Origin of the sequence: Polynucleobacter sphagniphilus (assembly GCF_001953355.1) — a bacterium.
Lineage (GTDB): Bacteria > Pseudomonadota > Gammaproteobacteria > Burkholderiales > Burkholderiaceae > Polynucleobacter > Polynucleobacter sphagniphilus.
In genome coordinates, this window is record NZ_MPIY01000001.1 from 335,017 (window position 1) to 353,201 (window position 18,185).

16 protein-coding genes are annotated in these 18,185 nt (G+C 47.4%); 10 read left to right on the forward strand and 6 right to left on the reverse strand.

What is annotated here, in order from left to right:
• Position 1: 1 nt before the first annotated feature.
• Positions 2 to 793 carry an enoyl-CoA hydratase/isomerase family protein gene (locus BOQ04_RS01715; protein WP_076023037.1) on the reverse strand — a complete coding sequence of 264 codons (792 nt, stop codon included), beginning with the start codon at positions 791 to 793 and terminating at the stop codon, positions 2 to 4.
• An 81-nt stretch (positions 794 to 874) separates the two neighbouring features.
• Here BOQ04_RS01715 and BOQ04_RS10690 point away from each other — a divergent pair, with 81 nt between their 5' ends.
• The 5 genes from BOQ04_RS10690 to BOQ04_RS01735 all read left to right on the forward strand — a co-directional run bounded on the left by BOQ04_RS10690 (position 875) and on the right by BOQ04_RS01735 (position 3,546).
• Positions 875 to 1,027: a DUF5993 family protein gene (locus tag BOQ04_RS10690; protein ID WP_158025468.1), complete on the forward strand. Its 153-nt coding sequence runs from the start codon at positions 875 to 877 to the stop codon at positions 1,025 to 1,027.
• On the forward strand, positions 1,024 to 1,587 hold the full coding sequence (locus BOQ04_RS01720) for a disulfide bond formation protein B (RefSeq protein WP_076023038.1): 564 nt from the start codon (positions 1,024 to 1,026) through the stop codon (positions 1,585 to 1,587). Before BOQ04_RS10690 ends, BOQ04_RS01720 begins: the two co-directional genes overlap by 4 nt.
• 155 nt (positions 1,588 to 1,742) lie before the next feature.
• The gene (locus BOQ04_RS01725; protein ID WP_233126601.1) at positions 1,743 to 2,618 is read left to right on the forward strand and encodes a Bug family tripartite tricarboxylate transporter substrate binding protein; all 876 of its coding nucleotides are present in this window, start codon (positions 1,743 to 1,745) and stop codon (positions 2,616 to 2,618) included.
• A 70-nt stretch (positions 2,619 to 2,688) separates the two neighbouring features.
• A complete protein-coding gene (locus BOQ04_RS01730) occupies positions 2,689 to 3,090 on the forward strand; it encodes a hypothetical protein (RefSeq protein WP_076023171.1) in 402 nt (133 codons plus the stop codon).
• A gap of 27 nt (positions 3,091 to 3,117) precedes the next feature.
• A complete protein-coding gene (locus BOQ04_RS01735) occupies positions 3,118 to 3,546 on the forward strand; it encodes a hypothetical protein (protein ID WP_076023039.1) in 429 nt (142 codons plus the stop codon).
• A gap of 14 nt (positions 3,547 to 3,560) precedes the next feature.
• On the opposite strand, the gene BOQ04_RS01740 is transcribed toward BOQ04_RS01735, so the two are convergent.
• From BOQ04_RS01740 to trxA, 5 genes are all read right to left on the reverse strand, one after another.
• A complete protein-coding gene (locus BOQ04_RS01740) occupies positions 3,561 to 4,952 on the reverse strand; it encodes an MATE family efflux transporter (protein WP_076023040.1) in 1,392 nt (463 codons plus the stop codon).
• 3 nt (positions 4,953 to 4,955) lie between these two features.
• On the reverse strand, positions 4,956 to 6,674 hold the full coding sequence (locus BOQ04_RS01745; RefSeq protein ID WP_076023041.1) for an ArnT family glycosyltransferase: 1,719 nt from the start codon (positions 6,672 to 6,674) through the stop codon (positions 4,956 to 4,958).
• Positions 6,675 to 6,766: 92 nt separating this feature from the next.
• Positions 6,767 to 7,114, reverse strand: coding sequence for a type B 50S ribosomal protein L31 (locus BOQ04_RS01750; RefSeq protein WP_076023042.1), 348 nt, complete (start codon positions 7,112 to 7,114; stop codon positions 6,767 to 6,769).
• A gap of 153 nt (positions 7,115 to 7,267) precedes the next feature.
• Positions 7,268 to 8,530 (reverse strand): transcription termination factor Rho, encoded by a 1,263-nt coding sequence (rho, locus tag BOQ04_RS01755; protein WP_076023043.1) that lies wholly within the window; start codon positions 8,528 to 8,530, stop codon positions 7,268 to 7,270.
• A 235-nt stretch (positions 8,531 to 8,765) separates the two neighbouring features.
• Positions 8,766 to 9,092, reverse strand: a complete 327-nt coding sequence (gene trxA, locus BOQ04_RS01760; protein WP_076023044.1) for a thioredoxin TrxA — start codon at positions 9,090 to 9,092, stop codon at positions 8,766 to 8,768.
• Between the two features lie 132 nt (positions 9,093 to 9,224).
• Here trxA and BOQ04_RS01765 point away from each other — a divergent pair, with 132 nt between their 5' ends.
• From BOQ04_RS01765 to BOQ04_RS01785, 5 genes are all read left to right on the forward strand, one after another.
• Positions 9,225 to 12,206 (forward strand): PD-(D/E)XK nuclease family protein, encoded by a 2,982-nt coding sequence (locus BOQ04_RS01765; protein ID WP_076023172.1) that lies wholly within the window; start codon positions 9,225 to 9,227, stop codon positions 12,204 to 12,206.
• A gap of 35 nt (positions 12,207 to 12,241) precedes the next feature.
• Positions 12,242 to 15,805, forward strand: coding sequence for a UvrD-helicase domain-containing protein (locus tag BOQ04_RS01770; RefSeq protein WP_076023173.1), 3,564 nt, complete (start codon positions 12,242 to 12,244; stop codon positions 15,803 to 15,805).
• 82 nt (positions 15,806 to 15,887) lie between these two features.
• Positions 15,888 to 16,691, forward strand: coding sequence for a tetratricopeptide repeat protein (locus BOQ04_RS01775; RefSeq protein ID WP_076023045.1), 804 nt, complete (start codon positions 15,888 to 15,890; stop codon positions 16,689 to 16,691).
• Positions 16,692 to 16,779: 88 nt separating this feature from the next.
• Positions 16,780 to 17,283, forward strand: coding sequence for a DUF1993 domain-containing protein (locus BOQ04_RS01780; protein ID WP_076023046.1), 504 nt, complete (start codon positions 16,780 to 16,782; stop codon positions 17,281 to 17,283).
• Between the two features lie 278 nt (positions 17,284 to 17,561).
• Complete coding sequence (locus BOQ04_RS01785; protein ID WP_076023047.1) at positions 17,562 to 18,119, forward strand: phasin family protein; 558 nt, start codon at positions 17,562 to 17,564, stop codon at positions 18,117 to 18,119.
• Positions 18,120 to 18,185 lie beyond the last annotated feature (66 nt).

Genomic DNA, 18,185 nt, shown 5'->3' on the forward strand with positions numbered 1-18,185 from the left:
CTTATTTTCCTTGCCATTGCGCAGGCCTTCCTTCTAGGAAGGACTTCACGCCTTCTTTAAAGTCTGAACTGTTATACGTCTCTCGCATGATGGCAGCACAGTCTGGCAAATTGCTTTCAATCAATTGGGCCAAAACAATTTTGGTAGATTTTTGCGTCAAAGGGGCGAGAGCGGTCATTGTGGCTGCTAGTGCATCTCCCGCCTGAGTGATTTCTTCAGCCGAAGCAATTTGATATAGGAAGCCTGAGGCTAGTAATTCAGGTGCCTTGATTAATTCGGCAGTGAGCAACATTCTCTTGATCATTGGAACACCCAGATGGGCACTGAGCCAAGAAAGATTGCTTGCTGATAGACAATTTCCTAAAGTCTTCGCGACTGGAATACCGAAGCGGGCTTCCGGCGTTGAAATTCTAAAATCACATGCCGTGGCAATTAAAAGTCCGCTACCCGTTGCAACCCCCTCGATGAGAGCAATCGTTGGAAAGGGGAGGTGTTGAAAAGCGCGAAAAATATGATCAACTGCTTCTTCGTAGGCAACATTCTTTTTCAGGTCGACAAATTGCTGTATGTCGCTACCGGATACAAAAGCGTGATTACCAGCGCCCCTCAAGATGGCAACGCGTATTTCCGGCATTTTTGTAAGCTGATCGCAAATGGCCTTCAATTGCTCGTACATTGGCCAGGTCAATGCATTGCGTGCCGAGGGATTATTAAAGGTAATGCGAGCCATCACCCCGGTTACCTCTAGTTGAAGACAGGGTGCATTATGAGTGCTATTAGGGGTGGTATTCATGGGCCCATTCTATACAAAAGCACCCTCAAAACTGTCTTTCTGGCTTATCCCCACATCCTGATATAGAATTCCCTTATGTATATGTTCCTCCCTTTCCTGACAGCCTTTATCGGACTGGTCTTTGTCTGGTTTGAGAAACGCCTGCCCGCTTTAACTGCAGTGGCCATTACCGTTGCAATTCTGATGTACTGGTTCCATTTCCACGCTACTGATCACTTGAATATTAGCCTGTGAGCAAACATTCCTTCCCCTCGCTTGCAGCCCTAGGCAACCAACTCTGCTTGCTGGCAATTATTGGTGTTCTTTCTTATGCATTCGTAGATCAGTTTTATTTTGGTGAACTACCTTGCCCGCTATGCCTTTTACAACGAGTTGGTTTTGTCGTGATAGGAAGCGCGATTGCTTTAAATATTCGTTGTGGCGCACACTCTGCTCACTATGGGTGGGGGATATTTGGTGGCTTGGTTGGCATGATGGTTTCCTTGCGCCAGATCCTCTTGCATATTGCTCCTGGCGACCCTGGCTATGGAAGTCCTTTTTTGGGCTTGCATTTCTATACCTGGGGATTCATTGGTGCCTTGGGTCTTCTAGGTGGCCAAGCGATTTTGTTAATGTTGCCTAATCGTGAAGTGCGTTCACGCTCTTGGTTTGCCAATGCGCTGATTTTGATTTTCATGCTGCTTGTTTTTGCCAATCTGCTTTCTACCCTCTTAGAGTGTGGCATGGGTCCTTGTGCAGATAATCCCATTGCTTATGATGGCTTGATTGCATTGCGAACTCGCTTCGGTTTTTAATACCACCTTTTTTGCTCATGCTGCAATATCCTAAGGCAGCGAGGATCTTCCTTGCAGCTGCATGCATCATCCTTATCAATCTCGCACATTGTCTTTGTGCCCAAGCCCAGAGCGCAAACAACCCCCTAAAAGCTTGGCCCAAACAGCCTATTAAAGTGATTGTCAGTTTTACCCCAGGTGGAGCACCAGATATCTTGGCTCGTGTCTTAGCTCAACATTGGCAGCAAGCACTGGGCGTTCCTGTCTTGGTTGAGAATCGACCTGGATTTGGTGGGAATATTGGGGCAGATCTAGTGGCCAAAAGTGAGCCTGATGGTTATACCTTGTTAATTGGTACCGTCGGTATACACGCGATTAATGGAGCTCTCTACGAAAAGATCTCTTTTGATCCAGTGAAGGATTTCACGCCAATTAGTTTTTTGGCAAGCACACCTAATGTATTGGTGGTCAATAAACAGCTCGGGGTAAGTAATCTACAAGAGCTCATTGAATTGGCTAAAGCTAAACCCAATCAACTGACATTTGGTTCTTCTGGTGTGGGCACCTCACTGCATATGTCAGGTGAGTTATTGAAGGAGATGATTGGAATCGAGATACGTCACATTCCTTATAAGGGACGCGCGCAATCACTGCCGGATTTACTGAGTGGTCGCATATCCATGCTGTTTGATAACCTATCTTCAGCCTTACCTTTAATTCGCTCTGGAGACATTAAGGCGCTGGGCGTAACGACCTTAAAACGTTCACGCTCTGCCCCAGAAATTCCTACGCTAGCAGAGCAAGGCCTGCCAGGGTTTGAGGCGGTCTCTTGGTTTTCCTTAATGGCTCCAGCGCATCTGGGATTACCGCTCCAAAAGCGCTTAAATGAGCTTACAAAGCAAGCCCTCAATGATCCAGAAGTTCGCAGTAAACTTTTAGCGAATGGTTTGGATCCAGCCCCAGGAAGCCCTGAGAGTTTGTCAAAATTGATTGAGTCTGAGGCGCTCAAGTGGGGTAAGGTAGTGCACAAGACAAGGATTAAAGCGGATTAAAATTACCACAAGCCGTAAGTATTTATGTGGCAAAAGGAGTCTAATGGATAAGGAACGGTCAATGAAGAATATGAAGAAAATTATCCCCTTATTTTGGATCTTATGTGGATCCTTAGCTAGCCTGCTGCCAAGTGCGGCATTTGCAGGGCCTTATGTAGGTTGGAATGTTTCGGTAGGTGGCGGCGGCTGGTACCCAGGCCCTTATGGCGGCCCTTGGCGACCAGCCGGTTACTATGGTGGCTACCCATATCCTGTAGTGGGATATGCCCCACCTGTAGTGTATGCAGCACCCCCTGTTTATATGGCGCCTCCTCAGCCAGTGGTATTGGCTTCACAACCACAACCATCTGTATGGTATTACTGCGCTGAAAGTGGGAAATACTATCCTTATGTAGAATCCTGTGCTGGTACCTGGAAAATTCAGCCGGCATTGCCGCCAGCGAACCAATCTGGGCCACCACCAAGTAATTAATTTTTTGTGTTTTTATAGGATTTAAAAATGAAGCGTGTCATCTTATCGGCAGGATTAATTAGTGTCTTGGCAGCGTGTGTATCTGCCCCAACTGGTCCAACGGTTGCCGTTATGCCTCGTCAAGGCAAGCCATTTGAGGTATTCCAGCAAGAAGATCAGCAATGCCGTGAGTTCGCTGCAAATGCGGTTAAGGACACCTCGAATGCCGCTTTAAAAGATGGTGCCACTAGTGCACTGGTTGGCGCTGCCTTAGGTGCGGCTGCTGGCGCTGTGATTGGTGGGGGTAGTCATACCAACGTCGGTACTGGTGCAGGTGTTGGACTCTTAGGGGGAGCTGGTTTAGGTGCGATCAATGCTTCCGGTAAGGAAAACCAGGCACAAGGACAGTACAACATTGCTTATCAGCAGTGTATGTATGCTAAGGGGAATCAAGTACCCAGTTACAAAGGTAATTAATTTTTTAGAAGAATTTAAACCTGAATGGGCGGATGCGTAGCTTCAAAGCGCGCAGCCGTTCTTCTAAAGAGATACAGCAAGAGGGTGGCTGCAAGACCGAGGCTAATACTGTTAGCAGCCCAAAAGCCGCTGGCACCTTGTAAAAATTGCGGCGTATTGCCAAACACATTAAAGCCCAATAAATAACCTCCCACGAGGCCAACACCCCACAGGGAGCCTGCATAAATGATCATCGGCCAAAAGGCAATTCGATAGGCTCGCAGAATAAAAGCTGCGGTGACCTGCAAAGCATCAAACACTTGATAAAAGGCGATGAAGAAAAAGAGCGGCACCGAAAATACCTTCACAGCCGCCGGGGGATCATACAAATCTAGCAGTGCAAACTTCGAGAACCACACTGCACAACCAATGAAGACACACAGGCAGGTGGTAAAGAAAACCGCAGACCAACCAATCTCCTCCGCACGCTCTTGCTGGTTGGCGCCAATCGATTGAGATACCAGCGTCATCGTTGCTATCGAAAGTGAGAGGGGCACCATGTAGATGACGGTTCCCATATTGGCAATGATCTGGTGTCCTGCTAAGGCAGTTGTCCCAAGCCTAGCGATAAATAAAGACATGAAGGTGAATGAAGTAACTTCGATCAAGTAACTAAAACCAATTGGCGTGCCTAGCTTAAGAAGGGTCCAAATGCGATGCCAATCAGGCATGCTAAAGCGGCTGAAGATTTGGAAGGGCTGATAGAAGCGATCAAGTAATACAAAGCTGAGGGTAATGATGAGCCAAAACCAATTGACGATGATGGTCGCGACAGCACAGCCTGGACCGCCCATTGCAGCAATTCCAAAGCCGCCATAGATAAATAATAAATTGAGGGGGAGCTTTAATCCCAGTCCAATCAGTTGTACAACAGTAATCACAGCTGGGCGAGATACGGCATTGTGAAGCGCCATCAGAATGCGCATGCCCATGCTGGCAGGTAAGCCGTATGCCAAGATGTTGAGGTAGAAGCGAGCCTTGCCTTCAATGTCGGCAGTCATATGTGAAATCTTCAGAATTTGCTCTGCATTAGTCAGAATGAGGCATCCGAGCAAAGTCAGTCCGATCGCTAGCCAGCCTGCCTGACGTACCTCTTCACCAATTTCATCAAAGCGCTTGGCTCCAAAAAGTTGCCCTGCTATGGGTGCTAATGCCGATATCACTCCAGTAAGCCCAACATAAATGCTAATAAAGATAGCGGATGCCATGGCAAGAGCGGCAAGATCATCTGCGGAATAGCGTGCGGTCATTGCGGTATCGAGTACACCGAATGCAATTACTGCTAATTGTCCGACTAATAAGGGGGCGGCTAATTTGAGAAGGGCGGGGATATCTTCGCGTAAACGCGAGAGCTTAAAGTGCAGCACGACTTATTCCGGACGCACTTGATATAGTCTGAGTCGCTCATCTCGGTCTGCTGCTCGACGATCTTCCCAAAGCAAAATGAGTTTCTTGTTGTTCAGGCTAGCGTAGGCTTTAGCATCCGATTGATTGTGTGTCAGTACCCATGGGCAACTCGGATCATCGCGCAAAGGTAAGTTGGTGAAGTAATCAAAGGATGCGAGTTGGGCTAGTCCAATATTGCTGCTATCAATACAACCAGCATGTTTGGAGCTCACATAAGCTAGTCGCTGCGCAACATAGCGATAGGTTTTTGCGTAGTTAATCGTTGGTAACCACAGCGTCATCAATAGAACCCACATCAAGGTTGTACCAGAGGCAGAGATGATCAGGCAGCGCCAAATTTCCTTAGGGGCGCGTGAGGTTCTCCAGCGCACGACTGCTAACCAAATTCCAGTAATGATGCTTGCCACCACAAAACTGCGCCAATGAAACTGCCCTTGGAAGCCTGGCAATAAACGCTCCATATTGGCAGCAGTCGATTCTGGAAAGCCCGTTACCTTAGCCAACCAAATCACCCAAATTGCAATTGCAATCAAGGTAAAACTGAACATCGCAAACCAGTCTATAAAGCTGATGAGGCTGCGCTTTAAGATCGGCAAGCTGAAGGCAGCAATAATCGATAAACTGGGAATCAAAATAATCAGATCATGTTCATTCGCCTCGAGACGGAAGAGTACATAAATCAAGCCGCCAATAAATAGACTCAATGGAATGCATAGATGGGGGGCGCGCCAACCACCCGCCTCCCTAGTCTGACCCCAGTGGGCTAGAGAGATCGCTGCTAAAGGCCAAACGGGCCAAGCATAGGCCCAAAAGTTCACGCTAAAGAAGGCAAGCGACTCAATCGATGGGCTTGCTTGCATCTCAGGCATGTTGCGCCAACCTGCTTGTGCAATGTGGCGCCATTCAGGAGTGAGATTGAAGTAATGCCAAAGCGCTGGCCAAACTGCAAAACCAATTAAGCCAAAGACAATGCTAGTCAATGTCCACCGAAAGCGTAGTTTGGCATTGCTGGCAATCACTGCCACGATAGTAGAGCTCACTACGATCAGCGATAGAGTGAGGTTGCTCGAGAGTGCAACAATCAGAATGCCAAGACCTGTCCACAAACCACCTTGCCAGGGCTTATCTAAGCCGCGTACGGTGCCATACAAGACAATGGAGAGCCCCATGAGTTGCGCCATCATTGGTGTTGTCTCATGAGCACGTTGCGCTAAGCCTACGCAAGCCAAAAAGATGAGTAGAGCGCCATCGGCCAAGGTCATGCCATAACTCTTGCGATCGGGTTGTCCGCCTACCGCTAAGGCCATGGGCTGGACTTCTTGGCGCCGACCTAAAAGATAGGTCGCATACCAAATAGCTAATGCAGATGCAAAAAAACAAATCGCAGAGTAGAGGCGTGCAGCATTGGCATCACCAATATAAGGACCAAAGAGGTCTATGAGGGTAGCGCCCATCCAATAAGGTAAAGGGGGGCCCAGCGATAAATCACGTCCCGCTAAGTGCGGCACGATCCAATCAATAGTATTGCCGTGATGCGCATTCCACATGGCGCCAAAACCAATGGCATCCTCATTTTTCCAGGGATCCCGAAGAAACAAACCGGCAAAGCCATAGACCAAGGTCAACGCAAAAATAATGATGCGTGGAATAGATTTTGTGGCGGCGGCGGTGAGTTTAACCATGTATGAATTAGTAATAAAAAAGGCAGCAAACGCTGCCTTGATTATCTCGTAGGGAAAGGAATTCCCAAAGCCCTACAAAGTGACTAAGTAAATTAAGCCTTTTTCTTGGCTGGCTTTTCAGCAGCTTTCGCTTCTGCAGCAGCTGCTTTTTTCTCAGCAGTTTTTGCAGCGCCATCACCAGTAGACTTGGCAACGGACTTGCTACCGAATTTCTGACGGAATTTCTCAACACGACCAGCTGTATCCATAATCTTCTGGGTACCGGTGTAGAAAGGGTGAGATTCAGATGAAGTCTCGATCTTGGCCAATGGATATTCATTGCCATCCTCCCACTTGATTGTCTCTTTAGTGGACATGGTGGAGCGAGTCTTGAAGCTGAAGTTATTAGAAACGTCTACAAAGACGATTTCACGATATTCGGGGTGAATGCCAGGTTTCATTGTTAGTCCTATTAGCGAGCAGCCGTTTAAGTTAATCAAAGGATTAAGCTAAATACTTACCCAAGTTAAAAGCAAATTAGTAAAGCGTTAAAGGCGAAATTATGCCATGAAATCAATGGGAAAGAGCGCTTTTGCTACTTCCCCAAGGGTAAATTAGCCGCCTTTACGCATTAAATCGAAGAATTCACCGTTATTTTTAGTTGATTTGAGCTTATCGACGATAAAGTTCATTGCTTCAATATCATCCATGTCAGCCAATAATTTGCGTAAAACCCAGATTTTTTGTAGGTTTTCCGCTTTAACCAGCAATTCCTCACGGCGGGTACCGGATTTATTGAGGTTAATCGCAGGGTAGACACGGCGTTCAGCCAAACGACGCTCTAGGTGAACTTCCATATTGCCAGTTCCCTTGAACTCCTCATAGATCAAATCATCCATACGGCTACCAGTTTCGATCAAAGCGGTTGCCAAAATCGTGAGGGAGCCGCCTTCCTCAACATTACGTGCCGCGCCGAAGAAGCGTTTTGGGCGTTGCAATGCATTGGAGTCCACACCGCCTGATAGAACTTTTCCTGATGATGGAATTACGGTGTTGTAGGCACGCGCCAAACGGGTAATAGAGTCGAGCAAAATAATCACGTCTTTGCCCATCTCTACCAAGCGCTTGGCTTTTTCGATGACCATCTCAGCAACTTGTACGTGACGCACGGCTGGCTCATCAAAGGTTGAGGCAACTACTTCACCGCGAACCGAGCGCTGCATTTCAGTAACTTCTTCTGGGCGCTCATCCACGAGCAGAACAATCAAAATAGCATCTGGATTGTTGGCAGAGATTGCATGGGCAATATGCTGCATCATCACGGTCTTACCGGATTTGGGTGAGGACACAATCAAACCACGCTGACCAAAACCAATGGGCGAGATCATGTCAATGATGCGGCCAGTTAAATTCTCTTCAGCTTTGATATCACGCTCTAAATGAATAGTGCGATTTGGGTGCAGCGGCGTTAAATTCTCGAACATGATGCGGTTCTTGAGAGCCTCTGGAGCTAAGCCGTTGATCTTGTCCACTTTCACCAAAGCAAAGTAACGCTCGCCATCTTTGGGGGTACGTACTTCACCTTCTACGCTGTCACCAGTGTGCAAGTTAAAGCGGCGAATCTGCGCAGGGGAGATGTAGATATCGTCTGGAGAGGCCATGTAAGAGGCTTCAGGAGAGCGCAAGAAACCAAAGCCGTCAGGCAATACTTCTAATGTGCCATCACCAAAAACAGTCTCACCGCCCTTAGCGCGTTTTTTCAAAATCGCAAACATCAATTCTTGTTTGCGCATCCGTTGGGTATTTTCAATCTCCAAGCTGGCTGCCATTTCAAGCAGGGCGGATACGTGGAGGGCTTTGAGTTCGGTTAATTGCATATGGTTCTCGGGTATTAATTAAAGGTGTAGGTGTGCTGAACGCTTGTTTGGGGATATGGCCGTCATGAAGAAAATCAGACGGATTGGGAAAAACAGAATTTGGGGGATTTTGCTAAAAAGAAGGGGGGTAGATTACTGGAAATTGGGGCACTTCAAGTGCGCTGAATAACTTATTAACGCCATACTACACTAAAAAACCACAGGCTCAACTGGCGAACCTGTGGTCGAGGACTATTTACAGATGACTATCGATAAATGCAGTCAGCTGGGATTTAGCAAGGGCGCCTACTTTTTGAGCGGCAACCGTGCCGTTTTTGAACAAAATCAGAGTAGGAATGCCGCGAATATTGAATTGGGCGGGTACGCCTTGGTTCTCATCAACGTTCATCTTAGCGATTTGGAGCTTGTCACCGTAATCAGCAGAGAGCTCTTCTAGGATAGGGCCAATCATTTTGCAAGGACCGCACCACTCCGCCCAGAAGTCGAGCAACACAGGTTTGTCAGATTTGAGGACGTCCTGCTCGAAAGAGGCGTCAGTTACGTGTTTAATGCCGGCACTCATGAAAATTCCTTATTTAGGCTTATTTAGTTATTGCAATACAACGCTTATATTAGCAATAAGCCACACTTTCTGCCTAAAAATCAAAATTTACCTCAAATAAACTCAAAAGAACCCAAGCTAACCCAAGCCCTCATGTCTGCCCCATTTCCTCAAATCACCCCGCAAGATGGCCCAATTGCCTGGGCAATTACGCCTGATGCTTCTGCTCTGGAGCAGTTGGCAAAGGGAATTTGGGATTGTGCCAAGCAAACGGGGCAGCGTCCCTTGGTCGTCTTGAGTACCGCAGGTCCTCTCATGGGTGTGAGATCGGCCCTGGAGAAGTATCGCCCCCCACTTGGCGAACTGAATCCAAAAAACGCCTTCTTACCGCAAGTGATGAGCTTCAATGATTGGCTTGAGGCGGCGCCAGGCGCTTGGAGATTTCCTAAGAAGCAAACGGATTTAGAGCGTTGGTTAGGTGTCTTTGCTGCTATCCAAAAAGAAAAGGATCTGCGAGTTTGGTTCAAGGCGGAGAGTGAGGCGGGTGCTTGGGGATTGGCGCAAGCCATTATTGAAGCTTGCAACACCTTATCCGAAGCCCTGAGCCCACGTTTGCAAAAACAAATTCATGCGCTCATGGAGCAGGGTGCTCAATTCGCAATCGGTGAGGCTTGGATTGATCAAGTCAAAGAATTGCTTGAGTTGAGCATCTACCAGGTCTATCCGGAGCTATCTCGTAAAGTAGTGGATAGGGAGGCTAAGGTCTTATTAGCATTCTGGCGCTTCATTGCAAGTGCAAGTGATCCAGCCTTTCGTAAACAGTTTGCGATGTTTGCCCACCTTGATGCGGCTGCTCAGGCTCATCGGGCCGGTGAGCTTAGGCCCTTGATTTGGGTTGAGACGGCAGACCCAACGCCAATCGATCAAGAGATCGTGAGTTCACTCTTGCGGCAATATGCGCACTATGCACCCGTAGTTGAAGTCAAAATGAATTGGGAGACAGTGGGTCTTTGGGCTGAAGCGATTGGCGGTGAGATAGCTTGGGCTCAAGCCATAGCAAACGATAAGAAAGCAGACCCTACAAACTGGCGCCTCATTGCCGCAAAGCGCTTTGAAGAATTGGCGTGGGTAGCAGCAAAAGCAATTGAACAACACCTGATTGCGGGCAGGAAAAACATTGCCTTGGTGGCGCAAGATCGCTTAGTTGCTAGAAGAACCCGTGCACTACTTTCTCGGTTTGGTCCTGTATTAAATATCCGCGATGAGACTGGCTGGAAGCTTTCCACCACCCGCGCAGCCGCCGCATTAATCAGTTGGCTGGAATTAATTAAATCGCCCAAAGATGGGCCAACTACCAAAGTTTTATTAGAGTTTTTGAACAATCCATTTTTGGATTTAGAAAACGAGCATTTCCTAAACCGAGAAAAGGGTTCCTGTGTTGGTTTAATTGCCGAGCTTGAAGATATTTTGATTGCCAGTAAAGCAGGTTCTGGATGGAAAACTTTCCATTTGGCGATAGAGGGCGTTGGAGCGAATGCTTTAAAGACCTCAAGTGCCCCACCAAATCCTGCCTTATTCCAGCTGATCCAATTTTTGCGACAGCGTCACTATGAGTGGCTAGCAATCAAGGGTGATTGCAAGAAGGCTTATGAGCTTTTGCAAAAGAATTTAGCCGCTACTGGCATGGCAATTGGTTTGGAGTTTGACGCGGCTGGTAAGCAATTGTTGGAGGTGTTGGAGTCGCTTGATTTGGGTGAGTCAGAGCAGCAAGCAGTGCCGATGCGTTTAGCGGAGTGGCTGAGTTTACTTAGAACGATCCTTGAAAATGCCAGCTATCAAGAGGGTGGCGGAGAAGCGCAAGCCAGTTTGAGTGTATTGCCCCTTAGCTCTACGCGCTTACGCGATTTTGATGCTGTCGTGATGGTTGGTTGTGATGAGCAGCAATTACCTGCGTATTCAGAGCCGCCATTATTTTTCTCGGATGCGCTGAACACTCTGCTCAAGACCTCCACAATTCAATCGCAGTTTGTCCAGCAAGCTCGTGATTTATCTGGCTTACTTGCATCGTGCTCTTACGTCGATCTTCTTTGGCAAAGTACCAGTAAAAACGGCGAGCCACTGCGACCGGCGGCATGGATACAGCGTCTACAAAGTCAAATTCAATGGGAGGCGATGAGTCTGCCACTACCTAGGCACGAGTTTGCGGTTAAACCAATGGCCATGTCGGTTGCACACTTTGAAGAAGATGTGCCATTACCGCTGTCGATGAGTCCCAGTGCATATAAGGCATTACGTGATTGCCCATATCGCTACTACGTTCGTAGTTTGTTGGGTCTGCGTAAAGCCAAAGGTTTGGACGAGGGATTTGATGCCTCTCTAGCCGGCCAAACCTTGCATGCTTTATTGCAACGTTTTTATCAAGCGCTCAAAACCCAAGAGCACACTATGCCAACATTAACAAGGGATATTGAGTTGCGCCGTGCCTGGATGCAAGAGCATTTGTTGATGTATTCGGAGCAAGAGTTTGCGGGGTTGATTGAAGGCGATGCTCGTGTCATGGGTACTTTGCGCGATTGGCAAAAGCAAATTCCGAGTTTTATTGATTGGCAACTCCAGCGCGAGGCCCAAGGTTGGGAGTTTTTGGTGGGTGAGGCCAAAGTAGGTTTTGATTTGCCATTTAAAACGCCTGGGGGCGATCTAAAACATCTCCGAATTGAGGGCTATGCAGACCGTTACGATGTCCAGAGTGAAAATAAGAAGTTAGCTAGCGTGATTGATTACAAAAATCAAAGTTTTGGAAAAGTCAAAAAGCGCGCTGAGCGTCTCTTGGATGATCCGCAATTATTGATCTATGCTAGCGCAGCCAATCAGCGCCATGAGGATCATCGCATGGCCGGTCATGAGGTTGTGAATGCCGAGTGGGTTTCACTAAAGGCTAGTTTAAGTAAAGGCGACGAAAACGCGGTACGCGCTCAAGTAGTGGAAGATTTGTCTGAACAGATGGCGCGCTTTAATGCACAGATCACTGAAGATGTGCAGGCGCTATGGGCTAAAAAACCGATGGCAGCATTTGCACCAGATGGTGTGTGTCAATTCTGTGAAGCCCGTGGTGTTTGCCGCAAGGGGGGCTGGTGAATCCCGAGTTAAACACCTTAGCGGCAAACGATGCAGTGCCAAAGCTGCCATATTCAGCAGCATTAGCTTGTGATCCTCAGCGATCAGTTATCGTTTCGGCCTGTGCCGGCAGCGGCAAGACATGGTTATTGGTTGCGCGCATGATTCGTCTTTTGCTTGATGGTGTTAAGCCACAAGAGATCCTGGCGCTGACCTTTACACGTAAGGCTGCCCAAGAGATGCGTGATCGACTCTATGGCTTGCTCGAGCAATTCTCAAAAGACGATGATGTGCAGTTGCATAAAGAGTTAATTGATCGAGGGGTAGATCCCACTCAAGTTGCTGTCTATTTACCCAAAGCAAGGGTGCTCTACGAGCAAGTATTAGCCAATCCTCAGCCAATCGTGATTGATACCTTTCATGGCTGGTTTGGTCGCTTGCTTGGCTCAGCTCCTGTATCGCTCGGAATTCAACCTGGATTTAGATTGCGTGAAGATGCCAAGCGTTTGCAGGAGGAGTGTCTCAGCGATTGGTGGGGTAATTTAACAGAAGAACTAAAGGTACATTACGACGTGCTACTAAAGCACCTGGGCGCACATGAGACCCAAAAGTTCTTAATGGGCAAAGGTAGTCTCTTTAAACAAAGAGGCGCATGGACTTTTTTTGCGAAAGAGTGCAAAGAACAGGGCTCAACACCGATTGAGCGCTTTAAAAAAACCTTGTTTCGATTAAATGCACCCAATCCACTGCTTGCGCTTTGGGATGCTCCCAATGCCCTCAAAAATTTGGAATTTTTAGCTCTCTGTTTGCAAAATAGCAGCACAAACGATCAAAAGCTGCTTCCTTATCTCTTACCAGCACTTGTCTGTAAAAAGCGCGGTGGCTCAGTCATGGAAGTGGCTGGAATTTTTCAATATACATTTTTGACAAAGGATCCGAAATATCGCGAGAGCAATGACAAGATATTGGGCGACTTAAAAACTTATTTAACAAATGAAGGAATGGCTCATCGGATTGAAGAGCATATTTCCTTTAAGCAAGCTTGGGGCCATGCTTTTGAAGAATACCTGCAATGGCAAGCAGAGCAAGATATTTTTGCTATCAACCAAGCTTGGTTTGCACTGACTGAATCAATGATGGCATTCGCCGAAGCGCAAAAAGAGAATATGCGTGTACGTGACTTTGATGATCTGGAAATTGGGGTCAGCACTTTAATGGCTGACTCTACCAATGCAGCCTATTTGCAGGCGCGCTTAGACGCCAGATATAAACAGATCTTGGTGGATGAATTTCAAGACACCAATCCATTGCAATGGCAAATTTTGCGCTCCTGGTTGGCAGGCTACAGCGAGGGGGACGATAAGCCAAAAGTATTTATTGTGGGTGATCCTAAGCAATCGATCTATCGTTTCCGTCGTGCTGACCCGAGACTCTTCGCAAGTGCCAAACATTATCTCCATTGGGAGTGGGACGCTGTCTACATAGAGCAGGATAAAACCAGGCGCAATGCGCAGGACATCAATGAAGCGGTAAACCGTATTTTTAAGAGTGAGTTACTGCCTGAAAAATATCCTTACTCGCGACAGGAAACTTTATGGACTGCTGGTGATGAGGGCAGGCCACACGAGGATTATGCAAAAGTAGGCGAGGCCTATATCTTGCCTTTGGTGGCTTACGAGCAACCATCGGATGAACAGCGTAGTGGCAGTGCCTTTGATGATCCGATCATCGACCCAGGCAAGACAGTAGCGGATGTTCAGCGTATGCATGAGGGCAAAATGATCGGGCGTTTAATTAACCATCTGCTTGCTACTCGTCAGGTTGCAGATAAAGACGGCGGTAAGGATATTTGGAGAAAGGCTAGGCCAAGTGACTTCTTGTTGCTGGTCAAGCGCCGCAGCTATTTGTCTCAATACGAGAAAGCCCTGCAAGATGCAGGTCTGGCTTATGACAGCTCCCGTCTAGGTGGTTTATTAAACACCCTAGAGGTCGATGACCTGATTGCCTTGCTTACGGTATTCATCTCGCCGCGCCATGATTTACCTTTAGCCCAAGTTCTGAGAAGTCCGATCTTTGGATTTACAGAACAGCAAATGCAAAAACTGGCTATAGCGATGACTACCGAGCGTTATCGTACTTGGTGGGATGCACTGCAAGATAGCGCAGATGAAAAAATACAAAAAGCAGCACGCTTTTTACTGCATTGGCAAGTCTTGAGCGAGCGTTTGCCGGTGCATGATTTGCTCGATCGCATTTACCAAGAGGGTGATGTACGTATTCGTTACGCCGCCATCTGTCATGAGCGTTCACGAGCCCAAGTCTTGGCTAACTTAGATGCTTTCTTGGGGTTGGCTTTGAATCAAGATGGTGGTCAATACCCCAGTCTGAGCCGTTTTATTAATGAGATTAATCTCAAGCGCCGTGGCGATGATGATGAAACCCCTGATGAGGGTGATGTGGATACTACTAGCGAGGACAATTTAGTTGAGCTAGATGAAGATAGCGAGCTATCTATCGAGGAACAGAATCAGCGCGTTCGCTTGATGACGATCCATGGTGCCAAGGGGCTGGAGGCGCCTTTTGTGATTGTCCTTGACTCCAACAATACGGATACCTACGTTGATCACAGCGGAGTCCTCATGGAATGGGCGCCCGAGGAGGCTAGCCCAAGTCATCTTTCCTTATTTACCAATAAAACATTGACTAGTCCTCGCACCGAAATCAACGATGAAGAGAAGAGAATTGGTGAAAACGAAAACTGGAACTTGCTGTATGTGGCAATGACGCGGGCGCGTCAGGGTCTATGGATCAGCGGTGACGCACAAAAGCCAAGCAAAAAGAACCCCGATGGTTTGGATCCATCCTCTTGGTACGGCAAAGCACTTAAAGCAGAACTCCCTCTTTATAAGCTGCCCAATGACATGCCGGTAGAAGAAGGGTTACAAACCTGGAAAATTGCTCAAGCAGAAAAAACAGTAGCAGCAGATACAAATAGACTAGCCAGCGTGGATGATTTTGTGATTCATTGGAGGCCTGCTATCGAGAGTCACGAGCAATTGCTCAAAGATATTGAGGGTGGTGTGACGGCCCAGGTATGTGTCGATGATGATCGGGTCAAAGAGTCTGACCCTGAGATCTTGGAAGAGGGTGTGTACTTTCATAAATTACTGGAGTTCTTGGTGCCGCATTCCGGTAGTACGCAGCAAGACATTGCTATGCCAAGTGAACAAGAAGTGATGAGCTGGTTAGGGGTTGATCAAAGCATTGCTCAAAAAGTCTTAAAGCGCGCACAGACGGTGCTGGATTCTGTAGAGCTGACAACTTATCTCAGGTCGGGTCCATGGATACAGGCCTGGAATGAGCTGGATATTGCCGATGAAAAGGGCAGAAACTTCCGCATAGATCGCTTGGTTGAGTTCGATACATGTTTAGCGATTCTTGACTACAAGTTAACCATTCCAGATATCGATACCGAGAGCTACAGCAAATATCAGGCGCAGCTTGCAAACTACCAAAAAGAGTTGGCACGCATTCGGCCAGATAAGCCCAATAAGGCCTTTTTGATATCAGCTGAGGGCAAAATCAAGCAAATCGGCCAGACCCTTGAAATACCCCATTAAGTCCCCCTATAGTCGGTATTGGATTGAATTCCAAGATCCCTCAAAGTGGGGATAATCAGAAATCACCCCTAAAGGAGTTGCAATGAAGACGTATGGTTTAACTAAATCAGTAGTCAATCTATTTATTGCGAGCGTATTGCTGTGTAGTGGTTTAGCAATGGCAGAGCCCACCTTGCCAGAGGTTTACCAAACCATTGAATCAGGGCAGTTGGCTAAAGCCGATGCCATGATGAAGGAGGTTTTGCAAAATCATCCCAATAGCGCTAAAGCCAATTACATTGCTTCTGAGCTTTACCTGAAGGAAGGTAAGTTAGATGAAGCAAGAAGTGCATTTGCCCGCGCTGAAAATATCGCGCCTGGACTGCCATTTGCGCAGCCTGAGTCAGTCCAGAGATTAAAAGCCCAGCTTACTACTCATAGCGCTTCTGTGCCAATGCAAACAGGTGCAAGTTCTATTTTTGGCAATCCGATCTTTTGGATTTTGATTGCCGTCTTGGTGGGCGGCGTTTTCTTTTTCTTGCGCAAACGCCCTCAGCCCGTTCAGGTCTATAACGCCCCGAGTGCTGGTGCACCAGGCGCATATCCTGGAGCAGGCTATCCCAATGGTCCATACCCTGGTAATCCAGGAATGGGTGGGAGTGGTTTGATGGGTAGCTTAGCAACCGGCGCCGCATTAGGTGCTGGTATGGTTGCCGGCGAAGCCTTGGCCAGCCACCTCATGGGTGGACACCCCAATGCTGGAAATGTGAACTCCGACTTTAATCAGGTAGGTGGTCAAATGCCTGATCAAGCTAACTTCGGTGTCAACGATGCCAGTTCCTGGGATGATGGCGGTGCTAGCTCCTGGGACGACAGCGGCGGCGGCGACTTTATGAGTGATGTGTAATCACTTCACTGCCATGAAGCCAATCAATCAACCTAATTCAATTAACTCAAAGTAACCCAACCAACAGCAACTCAACAGAAAGCAATCCATGTCATTAACCATGTATCAAGCATCAGCACCGCAAATTAAAAAGATGTTACTCAACCTTTCCGCGCTTCTTAAAAAGGGCGAGGCTTTTGCTGCTAGCAAAAACATCAATGAGAGCGTATTGGTGGATGGACGTTTATTCCCTGATATGTTCCCCTTGAGTAAGCAGGTGCAAATTGCCTGCGATCAAGCTAAAGGCGGTATGGCCCGTTTAGCCGGTCTTGAGCCACCGAAGTTTGACGACAATGAAACGACCTTGGCGCAATTGCAAGAGCGTATTGCTCAAACGGTGACATTTTTAGATACGATCAAGCCAGAGCAGATTGATGGTTCAGAAGCCAAAGAGATTAAGTTCTCCATTAAAGAGTGGAACTTCGAGTTTGTAGGTCAGCAGTATCTATTGACTTGGGTTATTCCGAACTTCTATTTCCATGTCACGACGGCTTACAACATCTTGCGTCACAACGGCGTTGAAATTGGTAAGTCAGATTTCTTAGGGGCTTAAAATAAAGTCATGGAACGTTTCACTGAACTAATCGATACGATGAGCCCCTGGTTTTACCGGGCTACTATCTATTTATCGGATAGCTTCTTAGATGATCCCGCTATTTTGGCGTTTGCCTTTTGCTAAAAACCACCTCCGGGTGGTTTTTTCTTGGGTCTAGTGGTATTTCTCTATAAAAAGGCTTGCCAATTGGGAGTAGATTGAATCAGTCTTACTCCTCTCGCATTTCAAGATTGCACAATGCGATTTAGCGCCTTAATTAATCGAAGGGAAGCTTCATGAAATCCAAGCCATTGAATCTCAATGCGACAGCTCAGCAAACTAGGGTGCTTGAAGCATCTAAAGCAATGGGCGCGGTAGCAGCCAGTAAGGCCAAAGAGATTATGAAACTCAATTCGCAAGCTGCTCAAAAAATGACGGCGCTCATTCAAGAGAAGGTCACTGAGTTACTGCAGACCTCTAATCCCAAATCGGTATTCGATATGGTGCACGCGCAAATCTTGCAAGATGCTGCGAAAGAGGTGGTGGAGTATCAAACCGCTGTACTGAAGACCTTGGGCACTGGCAATCAAGAGTTGGTGCAAATTGCCCAAACCATGGTTGAGCAATCCAAAGAAGATCTCATCCACTTTGTCAATGAGGCTACCGAGAATGCCCCGATTGATGCGGCAGGTTTTAACTCCGCCTTTCAGGATCCCTTTAAGGCAGCCCTGCAAAACTTTGAATTGATGCGGGCCGCCATGGCAGACTCTTTTGGCTCTTTTGAGAAGAATGTGGAGAATATGACCGCACTGGCCAAGGCTCCTGCCCAGAAGCGGACAGCCAAAAAGGCCTAAAAACCACACTCCAGGGGCTTTAAAGGAGGGGTAATGCAATAGTGCTTGATATACTGTATGGATATA